The organism is Tritonibacter mobilis (genome assembly GCF_001681715.1).
GTDB lineage: Bacteria > Pseudomonadota > Alphaproteobacteria > Rhodobacterales > Rhodobacteraceae > Epibacterium > Epibacterium mobile.
Map to the genome: position 1 here is coordinate 1 of NZ_LNWY01000005.1, position 16700 is coordinate 16700.

At 60.7% G+C, this 16700-nt stretch carries 12 protein-coding genes and 1 tRNA gene; 2 read left to right on the forward strand and 11 right to left on the reverse strand.

All coding sequences use genetic code 11. From position 1 onward, the window contains the following. Positions 1–551: 551 nt before the first annotated feature. Positions 552–1678 (reverse strand): IS3 family transposase gene (locus UB90_RS04120; RefSeq protein ID WP_211267730.1). Its coding sequence is split into 2 segments (ribosomal slippage): positions 552–1408 and positions 1408–1678, totalling 1128 coding nucleotides; the frame shifts between segments, so codons are not numbered across the junction. Between the two features lie 1296 nt (positions 1679–2974). On the opposite strand from UB90_RS04120, the gene UB90_RS04130 reads away from it, so the two are divergent. Continuing rightward, the gene (locus UB90_RS04130) at positions 2975–3175 is read left to right on the forward strand and encodes a hypothetical protein (protein ID WP_065325276.1); all 201 of its coding nucleotides are present in this window, start codon (positions 2975–2977) and stop codon (positions 3173–3175) included. Between the two features lie 378 nt (positions 3176–3553). On the opposite strand, the gene UB90_RS04135 is transcribed toward UB90_RS04130, so the two are convergent. The 9 genes from UB90_RS04135 to UB90_RS04175 all read right to left on the reverse strand — a co-directional run bounded on the left by UB90_RS04135 (position 3554) and on the right by UB90_RS04175 (position 15153). After that, positions 3554–3631, reverse strand: a tRNA-Arg gene (locus tag UB90_RS04135). A 155-nt stretch (positions 3632–3786) separates the two neighbouring features. Continuing rightward, positions 3787–4122, reverse strand: coding sequence for a hypothetical protein (locus UB90_RS04140; protein ID WP_009178158.1), 336 nt, complete (start codon positions 4120–4122; stop codon positions 3787–3789). A gap of 417 nt (positions 4123–4539) precedes the next feature. Then, on the reverse strand, positions 4540–6612 hold the full coding sequence (locus UB90_RS04145) for a S8 family serine peptidase (RefSeq protein ID WP_065325277.1): 2073 nt from the start codon (positions 6610–6612) through the stop codon (positions 4540–4542). A 2-nt stretch (positions 6613–6614) separates the two neighbouring features. Beyond that, positions 6615–7676 (reverse strand): phosphatase PAP2 family protein, encoded by a 1062-nt coding sequence (locus UB90_RS04150; RefSeq protein ID WP_065325278.1) that lies wholly within the window; start codon positions 7674–7676, stop codon positions 6615–6617. 288 nt (positions 7677–7964) lie between these two features. Next, positions 7965–9551 (reverse strand): transcriptional regulator, sarp family protein, encoded by a 1587-nt coding sequence (locus tag UB90_RS04155; RefSeq protein WP_227431622.1) that lies wholly within the window; start codon positions 9549–9551, stop codon positions 7965–7967. Positions 9552–9635: 84 nt separating this feature from the next. Further along, positions 9636–10601, reverse strand: a complete 966-nt coding sequence (locus UB90_RS04160; protein ID WP_065325280.1) for an ABC transporter ATP-binding protein — start codon at positions 10599–10601, stop codon at positions 9636–9638. After that, positions 10598–12481 (reverse strand): dipeptide/oligopeptide/nickel ABC transporter permease/ATP-binding protein, encoded by a 1884-nt coding sequence (locus UB90_RS04165; RefSeq protein WP_065331879.1) that lies wholly within the window; start codon positions 12479–12481, stop codon positions 10598–10600. The genes UB90_RS04160 and UB90_RS04165 overlap by 4 nt, the downstream gene beginning before the upstream one ends. Beyond that, a complete protein-coding gene (locus UB90_RS04170; protein WP_065325282.1) occupies positions 12478–13425 on the reverse strand; it encodes an ABC transporter permease in 948 nt (315 codons plus the stop codon). The genes UB90_RS04165 and UB90_RS04170 overlap by 4 nt, the downstream gene beginning before the upstream one ends. A 141-nt stretch (positions 13426–13566) precedes the next feature. Beyond that, entirely contained in the window at positions 13567–15153 is a 1587-nt protein-coding gene (locus tag UB90_RS04175) for an ABC transporter substrate-binding protein (protein ID WP_065325283.1), read from the reverse strand. 107 nt (positions 15154–15260) lie between these two features. Here UB90_RS04175 and UB90_RS04180 point away from each other — a divergent pair, with 107 nt between their 5' ends. Further along, positions 15261–15935 carry a DUF1028 domain-containing protein gene (locus UB90_RS04180; protein WP_065325284.1) on the forward strand — a complete coding sequence of 225 codons (675 nt, stop codon included), beginning with the start codon at positions 15261–15263 and terminating at the stop codon, positions 15933–15935. On the opposite strand, the gene UB90_RS04185 is transcribed toward UB90_RS04180, so the two are convergent. Next, on the reverse strand, positions 15932–16699 hold the full coding sequence (locus UB90_RS04185; protein ID WP_046002048.1) for a FadR/GntR family transcriptional regulator: 768 nt from the start codon (positions 16697–16699) through the stop codon (positions 15932–15934). The two genes, UB90_RS04180 and UB90_RS04185, sit on opposite strands and share 4 nt — an antisense overlap. Position 16700: the final 1 nt, after the last annotated feature.

Sequence of the window (16700 nt, forward strand, 5' to 3'; positions counted from 1 at the left end):
TTTTGTCAACACGTCCTAGATGCAGCTTCTTCACTATTGGCGGGAGGAGCGTCAACAATATCTTTCAGTAAGGACGTTGGGTTGAAATCAGCGAGACGCAACTCGCCTTATTCGTATATTGCCTCGGTCCAAAGTGAACTCTTGTAGAAACTCAGTGGGCGCTCGAGCCGCTGTTTTGCTCCTCTCTGCGGAGCCGCATGAATAACTGTCACGGCCGCGCGACACGGAAGTCTGTTCCGGGCTGCCTGCGGCCACCAACGGAAGCATCTTCAGCCGTCTAGGCAGGTGACCAGCCCCAAGCCGACCTCCACCGGATTGGTCAAAGCTGCACCGCAGTTTCCGAAACTGGACATTCACCATAGTCGCGCTTGGCCGCGCCTTCTGCAGTGAACTAATCGAGTGTTGACAGTGTATCCGACCGTCAGGATGATCATGGTGGCAACGCAGGGGTGGGGGCTATGCCATACTACAAACGTGTTCAAGAGCCGGTGAAGTGGTCCCAGTTTTTCGGACAGGTCAGCGGCTGATCTAAGGTGTATCCGGGTTGGTTTTCATGCCGCCAATTTCTCGTCTCGGTCGTGCCAGTATGCCTCTCTGGGTGTTCTGCGTTCAAGGGAGGAGTGGGGCCGCTCGGTGTTATAGAACGTCATCCTGTTGCTGATCACCCGCCTGGCCTGGAAGCCGTCGGCGATTTCTTCGAGATAGATCGCCTCCTGCTTGAGCGACCGCCAGAGCCTCTCGATGAAGATGTTGTCCATGTAGCGACTGCGCCCATCCATCGAGATGCGGATGCCCGCTTCCTTCAGCGTTGCGATCCAGGCCGATCCGGTGAACTGTGACCCTTGATCTGTATTCATGATCTCGGGCGGCCCGAAGCGGGCAATGGCCTCATTCAGCGCCTCGACGCAGAAGTCCGCATGCATCGTGTTCGACAGCCGCCAGCTCAGCATCTTGCGCGTGGCCCAGTCCATGATCGCCACCAGGTAGAGGAACCCGTGCCGGACAGGGATGAAGGTGATGTCGGCGCACCAGACCAGGTTGGGCCGGTCGATCACCATCTTTCTCAGCGGATACGGAAAGACAGGGTGCTGCGGATGCGGCTGGCTGGTTCTGGGCCGCTTGTAGATCGCCTCAAGGCCCATCTTCGCCATCAGACGGCGTACACGGTGCCGCCCGACCACGATCCCGTCACAGCGCAGATAGGCCGCGATCTGGCGGCTGCCAAAGAACGGGTATTTGGTGAACGCCCGGTCGATGTGCTTCATCAGCGCCAGTGTCGCCGCATCGATGCCGACCGGCGTGTAGTAGAACGCTGACCGGCTCAGCCTCACCAGCCGACATTGCTGGCTGATGCTCAGCTCGGGATGGTTGCGTTGGATCATCGACCGTTTCTTTGCTGGGCTCACTTCTTGAGCCCTTCAGACAAAAAATCGTTCTCGACCGCCAACCTCCCGATCTTGGCATGCAGTTCCCTGACCTCCGCCTCAGTCGGGCCAGCCTGCTTGCCACCGGAGAACACGTCCGCCATGCCTTCAATGGCTTGCCGCTTCCACGTGCTCACCTGGTTCGGGTGCAACTGATGCCTTGCCGCGATCTCCTGCACGGTTTTGTCGCCACGCAGCGCTTCTAACGCCACCTTGGCCTTGAACTGATCTGTAAAATTCCGGCGCTTCGCCATCTTCGTATCCTTCCACTGTGGTTGGATACACCTTTGACAACTGTCCGATTTCCTGGGACCACTTCAAGGTACGCCGCGCCGGAAAGATTGGGCGCAACATTCGGTTTACCTGCAACGCCGTCAAGGCGATGAGCGACATGAGCCGGTAGTCTTGACAACGGTCATGAGGGTTCTTTTTGCCGATGGCCAATAGTGCAACGCGCCACTTTTTTGCCTGAATATGTGCGCACAACGGGCGCAATGATACTCAAAAGCTTACACAGGCTTTTCATTTTTTGGAGATTTCAGTGCGCCATCTGTTCCTCATAGTTGCGCTTGGCCTTTCGGCATGTTCTGCTTCGAATTCCGATGTTGATAGGAGTCCAGTCTTCGCCAAGACGCCCCTGCCTAACAATAGTGCTTTAAGCTACCATTTCTCTCCCTACACCGTAGGTGGCAACACTCAAAGCTTGACTCTTAAAATCGGATTTAGAGAAACCTCCAGGAGAGGTGGCAACCCTGTCATTCCTGTCTCCGCTTCCCGATTGGCAGCCTATACCGACGCACGTATATCGGGTCGAGGTATGGAGCATGCTTTGGCGGGTATCGCGACGGAGTTGGCGAGGCGAACTTATTGTCCGGAAGGCGCAATCCAGCTGGCACCCACCGGGGCACGAACACATTTCAACCCGGATCAATTTGCGGCGGTTCTTGGTTCTCAGGCGAATTACCCGAAGCCGAAAGGTCGCGTGGAGCAGGTGCCGCCAATCGAAGCAAACGCGACTGGTGGCACAGTTAGGCTCAAATGCGATAGTCCCAACCCCTACGTAACGCCTGTGGCTGCTCTGGAGCAGCAGCTGTCAGCTCCGCAACTTCGGGCGCTAGCGTCTGGCCGCACGCATCGCAGCTATTCGAAACAACATGGTACCCAAGTCGAATACCTAGCTCCGGATGGAAACGCATATCTTTGGTATCCTGGCAATACGCGCGTTGTTGCCGGCACATGGCGCGTTGAGCAGAATGACCAGAATCCCAAGGCGGGTGTGATTTGCTATGCGTATCGCAATTCCCACAATCCCGCGCTTGGGCTGCGCAGTGGGGAGCAGTGTATAACCGCGCGCAGCTTTAACAGCGGACAACACGATGCTCGGAGTGGTGACTTGTTCAATCTGCGGACAGGGCACATTCCATATGTTCTACCCAAGCGCGACCTATCGTTTGAGGAGCTCTGACTCGGTTACTTCTCAGAAAAGAGGCGGAGGTGCGTTGTGCGTGGTAAGAAACCAAGGGGCGCCGTTGGTAGCAAAGGAGACCCCAATGGCAACTGAAAAACCGCTCGAACTTGAAGCCGCCGAGAAATGCTGCGCGATCAACGAAAGGCTGCAATGTGGAAGCTGCGCCGAGGCGTTCGAACACGCTTATGGCGACAACCAGGTGTGCTTTGCAGGAAACTGCATATTTCGCTTCCTGCGCTTCGCTGACCTTGAAGCAAAGCGCGGCATCCGCAGCGCCGGCTGAGCAGTCTTGAAGGTCCGCTAACGGGAAGTTCTTTGCGCCCGCAGTAGAGTATTCGCCGCACCTTGTTCGAATGTCGCGATTGGGCTGGCTGCGGACATCGACGCCCGTTTCATGAATGGCAGTCCATGTCCGCACTGCTGACCTTCAGGCACAATGCAGCGAAGAGCCGCCCGGGTAGCCCACCCGATCAGAGGCAAGGCTTCTGACGAAAAGAGCAGACCTATGTGGTGCTGTTCACCACGGGTTATGCTGAAAGACCGTTCTATCCCAGTGTGCTAGAAGAATCCTTCGATACGGCACCTCAAGTCTCTTGACAGGGGGTGTGCATGAAAAACGCCAAAACGTGCAAGCTTATGCTTCATTGGCAATGAAAGAACATGGCGAGCCGTGGAGGACTCGAACCCCCGACCTGAGAATTAGAAGTTCCCTGCTCTAATCCAGCTGAGCTAACGGCCCGTCTTAGAGAGGGTGTATCAGGGAATTTCCGAAGTATGTCAACTTAGGGTCGCGGGCCGAAAAACCTTTTTCCCAAGTGCGTTGGCAGACAGGCGGAGCAGGTGAGATCGTTTGTGCTGCGCGACCTTTTCACAAACCTCGTCGCCTGCGCGCGCTTATTCCTTGTCACTTGGATCTGGCGTGGGGGCATCTGGGGTGTCATCGGGCGAAAGTTCCGCCAGCGCGTCAAGCGCCACCCCGTCCAGCAAATCGCCCTGACGCTCCGCGAGGAAGCGGGCGGTGTCGGCGGGGAATTTGTTCAGTTCACGTAAAAAGGTGACCTGTGCGCGCCGCAGCGCCGTGAGCGCTTGATCAAATGCACTCTGATCACCCGAAGCGCGCGCGACTTGCAAGGCGGCGGCCTGCGTTTCCATCTGCTGAAAAGCCTGTTTCAGATTGGTGTCGTCCGGTTCTAACCGGTCCATGCCGTCGCCTGGAACGGACTCATCCATCGACTACTCCGGGGCAGCATTGGGCCACTTGCACCGCCGCGCCGTTCTCCTCCATGAGGAGAATTTTGGCACGGCAAGCGCCCGAGAGATACCAACACATCACTCTTGAACCACGCTCTCGGAGGACACTCTCTTATTCCATCTTGGATCGCCGGCGGCCCCTCATGGGACTGGGGGCCGCCGAAACTGCGTAGCTTGCACAGCGCGATACACACCAACCATATCACTCTGTACGGAACCAGCTCACGCTTGCTTGGCGGAACTACTCAATACTCACATCTACACTTTGGTACTAAAAAGGTCTTTTCACTCAACGGCATGTCCGCACTCACAAGACCAGTATGCCGCTGCCCGCCTCTCAATGCACCTGCTGGCGCGTGATGAATTCGTGAAAAAAGTGTAAACGCTGTGAAGCTTCTAGTTAAAGGAGTGATCCAAACTAGCCTCATCCGGAGGCAGACCACCTACGCCGCTGCGCTCGGCAGGGTGGTGCGGTGCACGGCTGGCAAAGCTCTGTACCGGGGCAAACCCTGCGGGATCGTCTTTTGCGGACTGGTGCCATTTCGCCAGTTCCTGCGCCAGCCTGCGCGTCACCAAAGGCGCCGCAACGCTGGTGCCCGACATGCGCACCCGGCTGCCGCTTCGCGATCCTGCGCCAAGACGTCCGCGCAGGGCGGGGCCGTCGTCCGCGCAGGCATGAAGGCTCACAGTCGCCCCTTCAGCCAAAGGTCCCCCCGGACCGGCGGAGGAATAGTCCCCAAGCTGTTCACGCCGCACGAAAGACGCCGCCACGGTGACCAGCTGCGCGCCGCCAGAAAGCGCATTGAGCGTGCCTGCGCGGGTGATGCTGCATCCTGTGGTGTGAAGCTCTGTTTCGGGAAACCCATCATCATCAAAGCTGCGATACGCCGGGTCTACCAGCGTTGAGCGCTGACGCAGCGGATTGATCTGACGCGGCACATCATTGCGCAGCACCAGCAGTTCGATATCGCGCGCTTCGGTCTGGCCCGGAGCCAGCGCGATCTCGACGATCCAGTCGCCGCAAGGTGGCAGCGGGCGGTACGGGTCGGCCGCCGCATTGGGCGGCAGAGCAACGGTGACGATCTCCACCCCGGTGCCCTCCACCGCCCCGTCGACCGGGGAGAAATCCCGCTGGAAGCCGTGATAGATCCCGAACTGGGCAAAGCCCTTATCCGTCGCACTGCTCTGATCCTTCTTCATGACCAATTGCAGGGCGGTATCGATGCGGATGGGCGCCTTGGGCATCGCGGGCGCAAACACCCCGGCCCCGGTTGGCGGCGTCACCTTGACCGAGAGGGAGGAATAGTCCGGTTTCAAACCACGCTGGCTGACGGCGATTTCCATATAGGTGGAGCCGCGATTGTCGGGGGCGACACGCAGAACCGCGCGGTGCGGGCGACCCGGCGCGATATTGGCATGCGCCGCAAGACGCGATTGCAGCGTATTGCCCGCAGGCAACACCACCCGCATCGGCACCTTATGCCTGCGATGCCAATACGCCATGGCCTGCTCCAGCGCGGAGGCCACCAGATGGCCACCGTTCTTGCCCACCCCACCCAGACCAAAGCTGAGGTTGATAATGAGCGGGAAGGCCGCATCCGCCGCACGCATCATGGCTTCGGTGCGGCGCATAATATCGTGAACGCCAAGGATCATGGCCCCGGCCATAAAGGTGGCTGCCGTATCGCTGACCATCGCCGTGGGCAGGTTCACCGCCACAATCGGGAATTTCTCTGGTGCGGCGTCCATCTCGTCTCCGCGCCCCGCGCCCGCCGCCAGATCCGCGACATGGGTGCCATGCAGGCGACGATAGCGAAACGGCCCGCTCCCCTTTTTGCCAATGGGGGGAAGGTTGCGATAGAAACGGTCCTCGTCGTAACCCGCCTCTTGCAGGCGCTGTTCAATCTCGGCGCGGCTGAACACATGGCCAAAGGGGACATCCGCGCTGCCGGCCCGCAGGCATTGCGCGTCCTGTTGCCAGAGAGAGGCAAATCGGCTGCGTTGCCCCGCATCCATGCGAAACGCAGGATGCGCAAAGGCGATGCCATCGTCGATCACCCCGATCACCGTGCTGTCTTTGGGCACTAAGGGCACCTCCGCCGCACCGGTGCCGGGCCCGGTTGCCAATGTGCAATCTGCAGCGTCGGGCAGAACAGGGGCGATCAGCGTACGATCCCGCAGCCCGTCGCGCATGCGGGCCATCAGGGTATCCAGTGGCCCCTCCTCCTCCTGATCCGGCAGCGGCAGTCCCTTGTGTAAGGCCTGCCCCTGATCCGTCGTCAGCAGCAAGGGCGGCAGGCCAGCCACGGCATCCGGTGCCTCAAGATCCAGCGCCAGAAGGCGGGTATTCAGGCCCTCCTCTCCGGCGGCGCGCAATTCGTCATCCAGCGTGTACCACCAATGCGCCGAAGGGTGCCGGGGCAGCGGGCGCAGTGGCCCGGCCCGGTCTTGTCGCCAAAAGAGCGTCATGTTCACACCTCCTGCAGAGCTGCGCTGCGATGCAACTCATCGACACAGGTCTGCCAGAGCCAATGCAGTTGCGGACTATGACGCAGCGCTAGATCCACGGTGGTCAGTGTGGTCACGGTCTGATCGTTGATCGCGCAACCGGTGCGCAGCGCATCCAGCGTGTCGATGTTGTAATCCGCCGCGCCAAAGGCCTGCATCTGCGCGTCCAGTTGACGCCATTGCAGTGGCGCTGCTTCTGTCTCATTCGGAGCGTGCGTTTGAACGCGCGCCAGCACATACCGCGCCAGCGTATCGCCCAACACTGCACCAGCGGCGCTGTCGACCGGGAAATGCACCCCCGCCACCGTGCGACTGACGGCAATACGCACCGCGAGACGGTCACATTGGCTGCAGAATTGCGACAGCCAAGACTCGGCATCGCCTTGCAGAGTTGTCGCAAGCTCTTCGGCCATCGCCTTGAACAATGTCGCGAGAAAGATCGCCTCGGTCGCGTGGCCGCTGGGCAAAGTGCCGTGGTCCGGGGTCTGTATCATGGGCTGCACTTGCGCAGAAAAACTCGCCGGGCGCGGGCAGCCAAACCCGTGTTTGATGCGAAACTGGACGGTTGCGCAAAAGCGCAGAGCCGCCGCAATGAACCGGAATATGGCCTTGCTGCGCGCCGGGTGAAAATGCGCCAGCGCCGAGAAGAAAGACGTCAAATCAGAGAGTTGAACATCGATCTCCTCCATCCGGTCCGCACGTAAGTCTGCATAGTGATGCAGGTAATCCAACTGCTGTTCAAAGATATCCGCCCCCGGCGCTGCAAGACGCATGAGGTCGACCTTTGACGCGCTGCCAAGGGCATCGGCGTGACAAAGATAAGCCACCCCATCGGGCGCATCCGTTTCTTGTGCCACCAGATTGATCACCACAGGTGCGATCAGCTCATAGTCGATCACCGCAGCCTGCGGCGTGCCCGCCAGATGTTCGAGGCTTGCGGTGTCAAAACGGCTGACGGCCTTGGCAGCGGGCGGTTGCCAATTGCCGATGATGCCCTCGCGGCTGAGCATAAGCGCGGTCATCATGGCCGCACTATGGTTTGAGCCGGGAAACCCGGCCCCCGTTTGGCCGGTATGACCGGTGTGACCCGAAGGCCAAGCTACACCACTTTGTCCCGTGTGGCCTGTATGTCCTGTATGTCCAAATCGCGCCATTGTCCCCATCCCCCAGATGATTGATGCCGTGCCGATCCCACTGAGCAGCTGCTTTAGAAAAGCAGCTGCCTCACTGCAGGTACCGTGAAAAGTTCGTGAGAACCGGCGGAGCCGCTGGCGGAAAAGCCTGCGCGCCCTAAAGGCAATTCGGGGCGTGGATCAGGCGAGACCCGCGCGGCGCAAGTTCCCTGAGGGGTATTCCGGTTCGGACAGATCCGACATGTCGAAGCCGGGTTCGAGATCACGCATCCGATCCTTTAGCGTGTCCACCGCCTCGCCGTCGCCGCGCTGCTGTTCAAGGGCTGCGAGATAGCGCAAGGGGGGGCGGAAACTGGGCACCAGCGAATGGGCCATGCGGCTGTGTACGCGCGCCGCCTCGTAATTGCCGACCAGTGCTGCCGAGACCCCGGCCTGCATCTCCCACCAATGGCGAGAGCGCGAAAACCGACCGATTTGCAACGCCTTGCGGGAATATCCCGCCGCGGTTTCCAACTGCCCCATGGCGATCTCGGCATTGGCCCAAGAGGCCCAAGCCAGCGGGTTGGACGGGTTCAGCGCGGTGGCATCACGGGCCAGTTCTCCGGCGGCAATCGGATCTTGTCCGGTCAGTAGGAACACATGTGACGCGGCCGCCTTGAGGGCTGCGTTTTCGGGTTCGGACTGCAACGCACGACGCGCGAGATTGGCCGACAGATGCGCCTGATGGCCGGGGTCGAGATCGGTGCTTTCGACGATCAGATTGGCCTGAATAAAGGCCCGCCATGCGAGGAAGATACCTTTTGGCACACGTTCATAGGCCGCTTGCAGGTCGCTGTCCGCCTGATCCAGATCCGGGCGATCCATACTGAAGATATTGCGCAATGCACGAAACCCCAGAAGGCTCGCGCTGATCTTGTTCTTGCGGGTCTCACTGAGCGAGAGCGCATCCACCGCCGCCTCTTGTGCGCGGTAGGCCAGTTGCAGCAATTCATCGTCATCATAGAGCAGCAAATCCTGCTGCATGCCGCGCCAATGGGCGGTCCAGTTGCTCTGTCCGTTGGAATGGCCGGGCATCACCACGCGCAACAACGTCTCGCGTCCGGCCTCGAGGATCTGGGTTTTGACCAGCGTGTGATCTGCCGCGACGCTATCATCGGAGGTATACCGGAACTCCAGGGGCGCGAGATCAGCGAGACCTTTTTCGATCTGACACTGGAAGACCTCATTTGCAGTCTGCATGTCCAGTTGATCCGGAGAGGTCCGGTTGAAATAGACGATCGGCTCGCCGGTTGGTGGCTCGGGGGAGGTCCGTTCCGCACCGTCTTGGGGGGCGCATGGCGCACTCAAAGCCGCGCGTTGTTCCAAGAGCCAGCCATCAAAGGGCGCGGGCAGGTCCAGGCCTTCGAGAAATTCGCCAGACGTGGTGGCCAAAGGCTCTGCCGCATTCGTCGTGACCAAATCCGGATTGAGTGTGAGCGTGCCATGTTCCGACAGTATCACATCCGCCTGCGCAAAGGCCTTGCGGAGCAGACGCAACTCCTGCCGCAAACTGGCGGAGGCCTGCGCCTTGCCACGCCCCTGCCAGAGCAGGTCCTGCAACCAATCGCGGGTGCGCTGTCTTTTGCGACCGGTGGCAAGCGCCGCGATCAGCGCTCTGCCGCGTTTGCTGGGCAGATGCAGAACATCCCCCTCCGAAGTTGTCACCTCGAAGGGGCCGAACAAATTCACATGATATGTAATATGCTCTGGCACGTTGTCTGCCCGCATCCCAACCCGATCCCCAAAACCGAGTATCGGAAATCTGGCCATGACCTGTCAACACATCTCAAAAGATGAATTTATGAGGCAGTTTTAATCTGTATCCGCCAGCGGGTGAAAGCAGGCCGCAGAAACCGAGTCTGACTGTACCTCAAGCGAGGGAACCGCCCCTGCGCAGACCTCGGTGGCGCGCGGACAGCGGGCGCGAAAGGCGCAGCCCTCGGGCGGGTTCAGCGGGTCGGGGAGTTCGGTCTCTTTGGCCTCGGGCGCGGCAAGGGCGCGGCCCACAACCGGCGCGCTGTCGGCCAAAAGCCGGGTATAGGGATGGCGCGGCGCGGCAAAGACCTGATCGGCGGGACCGACCTCGACCACGGAACCAAAATAGAGCACCGCGACGCGATCACTGACCGCCTCCACCACCGCGAGATCATGGCTGATAAAGATATAGGTCAGGCCGAATTTCTGTTTTAGATCAGCAAGAAGGTTCAACACCTGCGCCTGCACGGAGACATCCAGCGCGGACACAGGCTCATCCAGGATCAATATACGCGCATCCGCCGCCAAAGCACGCGCAATGCCGATCCGCTGCGCCTGTCCGCCGGAGAATTCATGCGGGTAGCGGTCGAGAAACTCCTCGCGCAGGTTCACCGCGGCAAAGATCTCTGCAATGCGGGCGGTGCGCGCCTTGGCGTCCATGCCGTGCAGATGCCGCAGGGGCGCGTCCATGATCTGGCGAATGGTTTTGCGCGGGTTGAGGCTGCTGATCGGGTCCTGAAAGACATATTGAATCTTTTGCCCAAAGGTGGCCGGGTCCGCGTTATCAAGCGGTGCACCGTCGATCTCAATCTGGCCGGTGGTGGGCGGTAGCAAGCCCACCAGCATCCGCGCCAATGTGGATTTTCCACACCCCGACTCACCCACGATGCCGAGGGTTTCGCCCTGTTCCACCGTAAGGGAGAGCGGCTGCACCGCTTTGACGCCCGCCTTGGGTGCGCCAAACAGGCGTTTGCCCACCGGGAAGGTCTTGCTGAGGTCGGTGAGTTTCAGTGCCGCGCTCATGCCGTGGCCTCCTGCACTGGGATTTCAGGGTCGATACAGCGGATCTTGCGCGCAGGCCCAAAGGGGCCAAGGTCAATGTCCCCGCTGCGACAGGCACTTGCGGCCTTGGGACAGCGGTCAGCAAAGGCGCAACCTGCGGGCAGTTTGTCCACCACTGGCGGCAGACCGGGAATGGCTGCCAATTGGCGTCTGCCTTGGCCAAGCTCCGGCACGCAGGCCATCAGCCGCGCGGTATAGGGATGGGCGGGCGCATTGAGGATGGCATCGGTGGGGCCTTCCTCGACAATGCGGCCCGCATACATCACCGCCACCCGATCACAGAGCTGCGCCACCACGCCAAAATCATGGGTGATGAAGATGATCGCCAAGCCCCGCTCGCGCCGCAAATCATCCAGGAGCGCAAGGATCTGCGCCTGCACCGTCACGTCGAGCGCGGTTGTGGGTTCATCCGCGATGATCACCTCCGGGTCATTGGCCAGCGCCATGGCGATGCCGACCCGCTGGCGCATGCCGCCCGACATCTCATGCGGGTAATTGTCCACGCGGGCCTCGGCATTGGGGATGCGCACGGATTTCAAAAGCTCAATCGCGCGGGCACGCGCCTCGGAGGTGCTGGTGCGATGATGGCTCTGGATCGCCTCGATGAGCTGCGCGCCAACCGTATAGAGCGGGTGCAGTGTCGCCAGCGGATCTTGAAAGATATAGGCCACACGGTCACCGCGCAGATGGCGCAGGGTCTCATAGGGGGCACCGATCAGATCCTCGCCCTTGTAATGCACCGCACCGCCGGTGATGACACCGGGGGGCGAGGCCACCAGCCCCATGATTGACAGCGCCGTCACGGATTTTCCAGAGCCACTTTCACCAATGATCCCAAGGCATTCACCCGGCCTTACCGAGAGGTCAACTCCGCCCACGGCCTTGTAGATGCGATCCTTCACGTGGAACTGGGTTTGCAGGTTGCGCAGGCTCAAGATGCCGTCGCCTTCGGGCTGCGGCACGGGGTCTGTGCGGCGCACCATGGTGGTCGGCATCGGGCGGCTGAGCGCGCCGGATTTCAGACGCGGATCAAGCGCGTCGCGCACGCCATCGCCCAGAAGATTGATCGCCATCACGATCACAAGGATCATCGCACCGGGCACCACGGAGGTATGCGGATTGGTAATCAGCGCCGAACGCGCCTCCCCCAGCATTGAGCCCAGATCCGCCTGCGGCGGTTGCGAGCCAAGACCGAGGAAGCTGAGGCCTGCCGTCTCAAGGATCATCCAGCCAATGGTGGTGGACATGGCGATCACGATCACCGGGACCACATTCGGAACCACCTCCGTGATAATGATCCGCGCATTCGACATCCCGCAGAGCCGCGCCGCATCGACAAATTCCTTATGCGCAATACCGACGGTGACACCGCGAATATTGCGAGCAAAGAAGGGGATGTTGACGGCGGCCACTGCGATCAGCGCGTTCAGCAGCCCCGGACCAAGTGCTGCGACGATCGCCAGCGCCAGCAGAATATAGGGAAAGCCCATCAGCATATCGACGCCGCGCATGATCACATTGTCCACGCGCCCGCCATAAAACCCGGCGATCACGCCGATGGCCGCCCCGATGGTGGCCGCCGCCACCGCCGCCGCAAAGCCCACCGCCAGCGACAGCCGCGTGCCCCACATCAGGCGGCTGGCGAGATCGCGACCAAGGTGATCGGTGCCCAGCAAGGCCCGCTCGCTAAAGGGTTTCTTGAACCGCTCTGCCGTGTTGGTCACATCCGGGTCGGGCAGCGGCAAAATGGGTGTCAGCAGCGCCAGCAGCACCACCACCGACATCACGATGAGCCCCGCCAGCGCGAGGCGGTTGCGGGACAAAAGACGCAGGAAGCTCATGCTTTGATCCTCGGGTCCAGAAGGCTTTGGGCGACATCGACGGCAATGTTAAAAAGCACGTAGCAGGCAGCGACAAAGACCACGCCGCCCTGCACCAACAGGATGTCACGTTTGAGGATGGCATCGACCAGCATGCGCCCGACGCCGGGCCACTGGAACACCATTTCGATATAGACCGCGCCTGAGAGCACAAACCCGGCCTGAATGCCCAGCACCGGGATGATCGACACCATCGCCGCGCGCAGACCATGGCGCCAGATCACGCTGCGCTCATGCACGCCTTTGGCGCGGGCGGTGCGGATGAAATCCTGCCGCAGAACCTCCAGCATGGCGGAACGCGACAGGCGCGCGATGACGCCAGTGGCCACCACCGCCAGCGCAATGGCCGGAAGGGTCAGATGGCTGATAAGGGCCGAGAGATCCCGCGCGCCGTAGATCGGCCACATGCCGGACACCGGGAACCAGCGCAGATTCACCGCAAATATCAGGATCATCATCATGCCGAGGAAAAACGACGGGATCGAAATGCCCAAAAGCACCGCAAATGTGATCGCCTTATCCGCCAGCCCGTATTGGCGCGCCGCCGAGACGACACCTGCCGCAACACCAAGGATCGAACAGATCACAAAAGATGTGCCCGCCAGCAACAGCGTTGCGTTGAACCGCTCCAGCACCTCATCCAGAACCGCACGATTGAGCGAGAAGCTGCGGCCAAAATCGCCCTGCAACATATTGCCAAGCCAGATAAAATACCGCTGCACCAAGGGCTTATCGAGGCCGAGATCGCGATTGAGCTTCTCCACATTCTCGGGCGTCGCATAAGAGCCAAGGATCGCCGTGGCCGGGTCGCCCGGGATCATCGCCATGATCAGAAACACGATGACCGAGATCCCCAGAAGGACCGGCACCGCGGAGATGAGCCTTTTCACAATATAGCCAGTCATGGCGTGCCTTTCTGCTCTGCCGATTGGGGGAGCGTGTTTCCGGGGAGACTTCAGCAGAAATTCCGGGGAAACGGGGGCCGCGCGCGCCCCGCAGGGGCGCGCGCGGGTCGGATCGGGCAAAGCCCGATCCGAAACCTCTCATCAGTTCTTGGTCACATCATCGAGCAGCAGGAAGAACGAAGGCTGCAGGGCAAAATCCCCCACCCGGTCCGAGGTCACCGCGTTCTGCTTCCAGTTGGCGACAAAGACCCACGGCGCATCCTCCTGCACGATGGTCTGCATCTCCTGATAGAGCTTGGCACGCTCGTCCTGATCGGTCGCAACGCGGGCCGCTTCCAACAGCTCATCCACCTTCGGGTTGGAATAATAGCCTGAGTTGAAGCCACCCTTGTCAGGCCATGCATCCGTGCGCAGCGCAAGGAAGGGCAATGTGTCGGGGTCATTGGTCATCCATGCCATCTCAGCCATGTCGGCCTTGCCCTCCAGCCCCGGATTGACCTCGCCCAGGAACGTGTTCCACTCGTAGGTTTCGATCTTCACATCCAGCCCCACGGCATTGAGGTCCGCCTGAATGGCGGTGCCCATGGCGATAGGATCAAGCATACCAGAGCCGCCCTCGGTCACATAGAACGTCAGCTCCGCCCCTTCTGCCCCCGCCTCGGCCAAGAGTTCACGCGCCTTGTCGGGGTCATAGGGATAGGGTTCGAGCGATTCATTATACGCCCAGGCAAAGGCGGGCGGGGTTGGGCCTGCGGCCACCTCGGCGGTGCCCTCCAGCACATCGTTCACGATCGCGGATTTGTTGATCGCGTAGTTCGCCGCTTGGCGGACGCGCTTGTCGGCAAAGGGGCCTTCCTTGGCGTTGAGGATCAGGAACCAGACATGCGGACCGGCCTGCTCATGCACGGTGAAGGCATCACCCTGGAATTCCGACAGCGCCACCGGCGGCACCTCGACCATCAGATCAATGCCACCGGCCAGCATTTCTGCCGTGCGGGTGTTGGCATCGGTGATCGGGCGGAAGACCACCGCGTCCAACTCTGCCGCGCCGTCCCAGTAGTCGGGGTTTTTCTCGACCACCACGGCCTCGTTCGAGCGCCACTCGGCAAATTTGAATGCGCCGGTGCCGGAGGGGTTGCGGCCGAACTCCGCGCCATGGGTCTTGACCGCCTCGGGCGAGACAATCAGGCCCGTGGGATAGGCAAGGTTCGACAGGAACGGCGCATAGGGCGCGTTCAGCTTGAATTTCACCGTCAGGTCATCGACCGCCTCGACGCTCTCCACGGCAGAGAAGAAGAAGGCCAGCGGGAAGGGGCCGGTGTTGTGGAAGGGGTGGTCCTCATTGAGCATCCGCTCGAAGTTGAACACCACTGCCTCGGCATTGAAGGCGCTGCCATCGTGGAAGGACACGCCCTCGCGCAGCGTGAATGTATATTCGGTGCCATCCTCGGAAATGCTCCAGTCGGTGGCCAGTGCGGGCTCCACCTCCAGAGTGCCGTCCTTGTAGCGCACAAGCCCGTCATAGACGTTCATCAGGATGCGGAAGTCATTCACCGCCGTCACCGCCGCCGGGTCAAGCGCCTTGGGTTCTGCGATCTGGCCGACGATCAACACGCCCGGCGGTGTCTGCGCCGCCGCGGGTGCCACGCCCATCGAAACCCCGGCCAGAGCCGTCGTCGCGAACATTGCAGCCAGTGCGCCGCGCCGCGTCATCTCAAGAAATTTCATGTCGGATCCTCTCTGCTGAGATTTATTTTTCATGATTAATTGTATCCACGCAAATTTTCATGATAAATACAAGTCTAAACCTGCAAGACCCCCGTCCGGAGACCACAATGACCTTTTCAATCCTGATGTATGACCGTGAGACAGGCAGTTTTGCAGCGGCGGCGGCCACTGGCAGCCTGTGCGTCGGCGGCTGGGTTTTGCGCGGAGATATCGAATCAGGGCTGGTGGCCTCGCAGGGGACCGCACCCAGCACATTCTGGCGCGATGACGTGCTGCGGCGGATGTATAGCGGAGACCGAGCAGAAGCGGCGGTGGCGCAGGTTACAGATGCAGATCCGGGGCGCGGACATCGGCAATTGCTGGCGCTTGATCGTTGCGGCGGCACTGGCGGGTTCACCGGCATGCAGAGTGTAAACTACGCAGGCCATATGACAGATCGCGATCTGGCGATCGCTGGCAATATGTTGGCGGGACCACAGGTTTTGACGGCGATGCATGAGGCAGCACAGGGCGAGTATGCCACGTTATCTGACCGGATGCTGGCTGTTCTGGATGCCGCCGCAACGGTTGGGGGGGATGCGCGCGGGCTGCAATCCGCAGCCCTTTTGGTGCTGTCACCAGAGCGCCCGCCACTGGACCTGAGAATCGATTATAGCGACGACCCGCTACCCGCCTTGCGTGCCCTGTGCCTGCGGGCGCATCGCTCGCCTTATTATGACTGGCTTACAGAAGTTCCGGTGTTGAAGGACCGCCACCGGGCGGTGCTGCCGGACGCCAGCTAACGCTGCTCACCAATAAAGCGGCGCGCCAGTTGCGCTTCTTGCGATTGCATTTGCTCCTCTGCGCCCTGCATATGCGAGGCCATAATCTGCCGCGCAGCCTCCGCATCGCCATCGCGCAGGGCTGTCACCAATTGCATCTGATGCTCGCGCCCACGCCGCCAGAGTTCCGGGTTTGGTGGCTCGTAAAGTTTGCGATAGATGGTCATATCGGTGAGCACCCGCGCCATGAAGGAAATCACAAACCCCAACAGCGCATTGCCTGAAAACTCCGCCAGCCGCGCGTGAAATTCGAGCGAGGAGATATGCTGCTCCTTCTCTTCCTCAGCCGACCGCGCCGGTTCTGGGTACCGGGCCGCGAGGGCTTCCATCTCAGCCAATTGCGCCTCATTCAGGCGGCCGGCAAGGCTCGCTGCAAGCTCAGGCTCCAGCGCGCGGCGCATCTGGTAGATGTCTGCAATCGACAGGTTCTGAAAGTAGAAATAATTCGCCAAGAGCGACCGGGCGCGGTTGGCAGAGACCTTGTCGACGAAACTGCCACCCCCCGGACCGGTTCGGGTGATGATCAGCCCCTGCGCCTCAAGGATGCGCATCGCCTCGCGCACGGTGCCCTTGGACACACCGAATTGCGCGATCATCTCCGTTTCATTGGGCAGCTTGTCGCCCTGCTGGAGGTCTCGCTCCACCACCCATGTTTTGATTTCATCCGCGACCCGCACAGGGCGGGAGCGCTTGGGTTGTTTAGGGCTATTGCTCTTACTACTCATC

Coding starts and splice junctions, on each gene's coding strand:
- UB90_RS04130 (WP_065325276.1), top strand. CDS start 2,975: ATGGCAACTGAAAAACCGCTCGAACTTGAAGCCGCCGAGAAATGCTGC.
- UB90_RS04140 (WP_009178158.1), bottom strand. CDS start 4,122: ATGGATGAGTCCGTTCCAGGCGACGGCATGGACCGGTTAGAACCGGAC.
- UB90_RS04145 (WP_065325277.1), bottom strand. CDS start 6,612: ATGACGCTCTTTTGGCGACAAGACCGGGCCGGGCCACTGCGCCCGCTG.
- UB90_RS04150 (WP_065325278.1), bottom strand. CDS start 7,676: ATGATGACCGCGCTTATGCTCAGCCGCGAGGGCATCATCGGCAATTGG.
- UB90_RS04155 (WP_227431622.1), bottom strand. CDS start 9,551: ATGCGGGCAGACAACGTGCCAGAGCATATTACATATCATGTGAATTTG.
- UB90_RS04160 (WP_065325280.1), bottom strand. CDS start 10,601: ATGAGCGCGGCACTGAAACTCACCGACCTCAGCAAGACCTTCCCGGTG.
- UB90_RS04165 (WP_065331879.1), bottom strand. CDS start 12,481: ATGAGCTTCCTGCGTCTTTTGTCCCGCAACCGCCTCGCGCTGGCGGGG.
- UB90_RS04170 (WP_065325282.1), bottom strand. CDS start 13,425: ATGACTGGCTATATTGTGAAAAGGCTCATCTCCGCGGTGCCGGTCCTT.
- UB90_RS04175 (WP_065325283.1), bottom strand. CDS start 15,153: ATGAAATTTCTTGAGATGACGCGGCGCGGCGCACTGGCTGCAATGTTC.
- UB90_RS04180 (WP_065325284.1), top strand. CDS start 15,261: ATGACCTTTTCAATCCTGATGTATGACCGTGAGACAGGCAGTTTTGCA.
- UB90_RS04185 (WP_046002048.1), bottom strand. CDS start 16,699: ATGAGTAGTAAGAGCAATAGCCCTAAACAACCCAAGCGCTCCCGCCCT.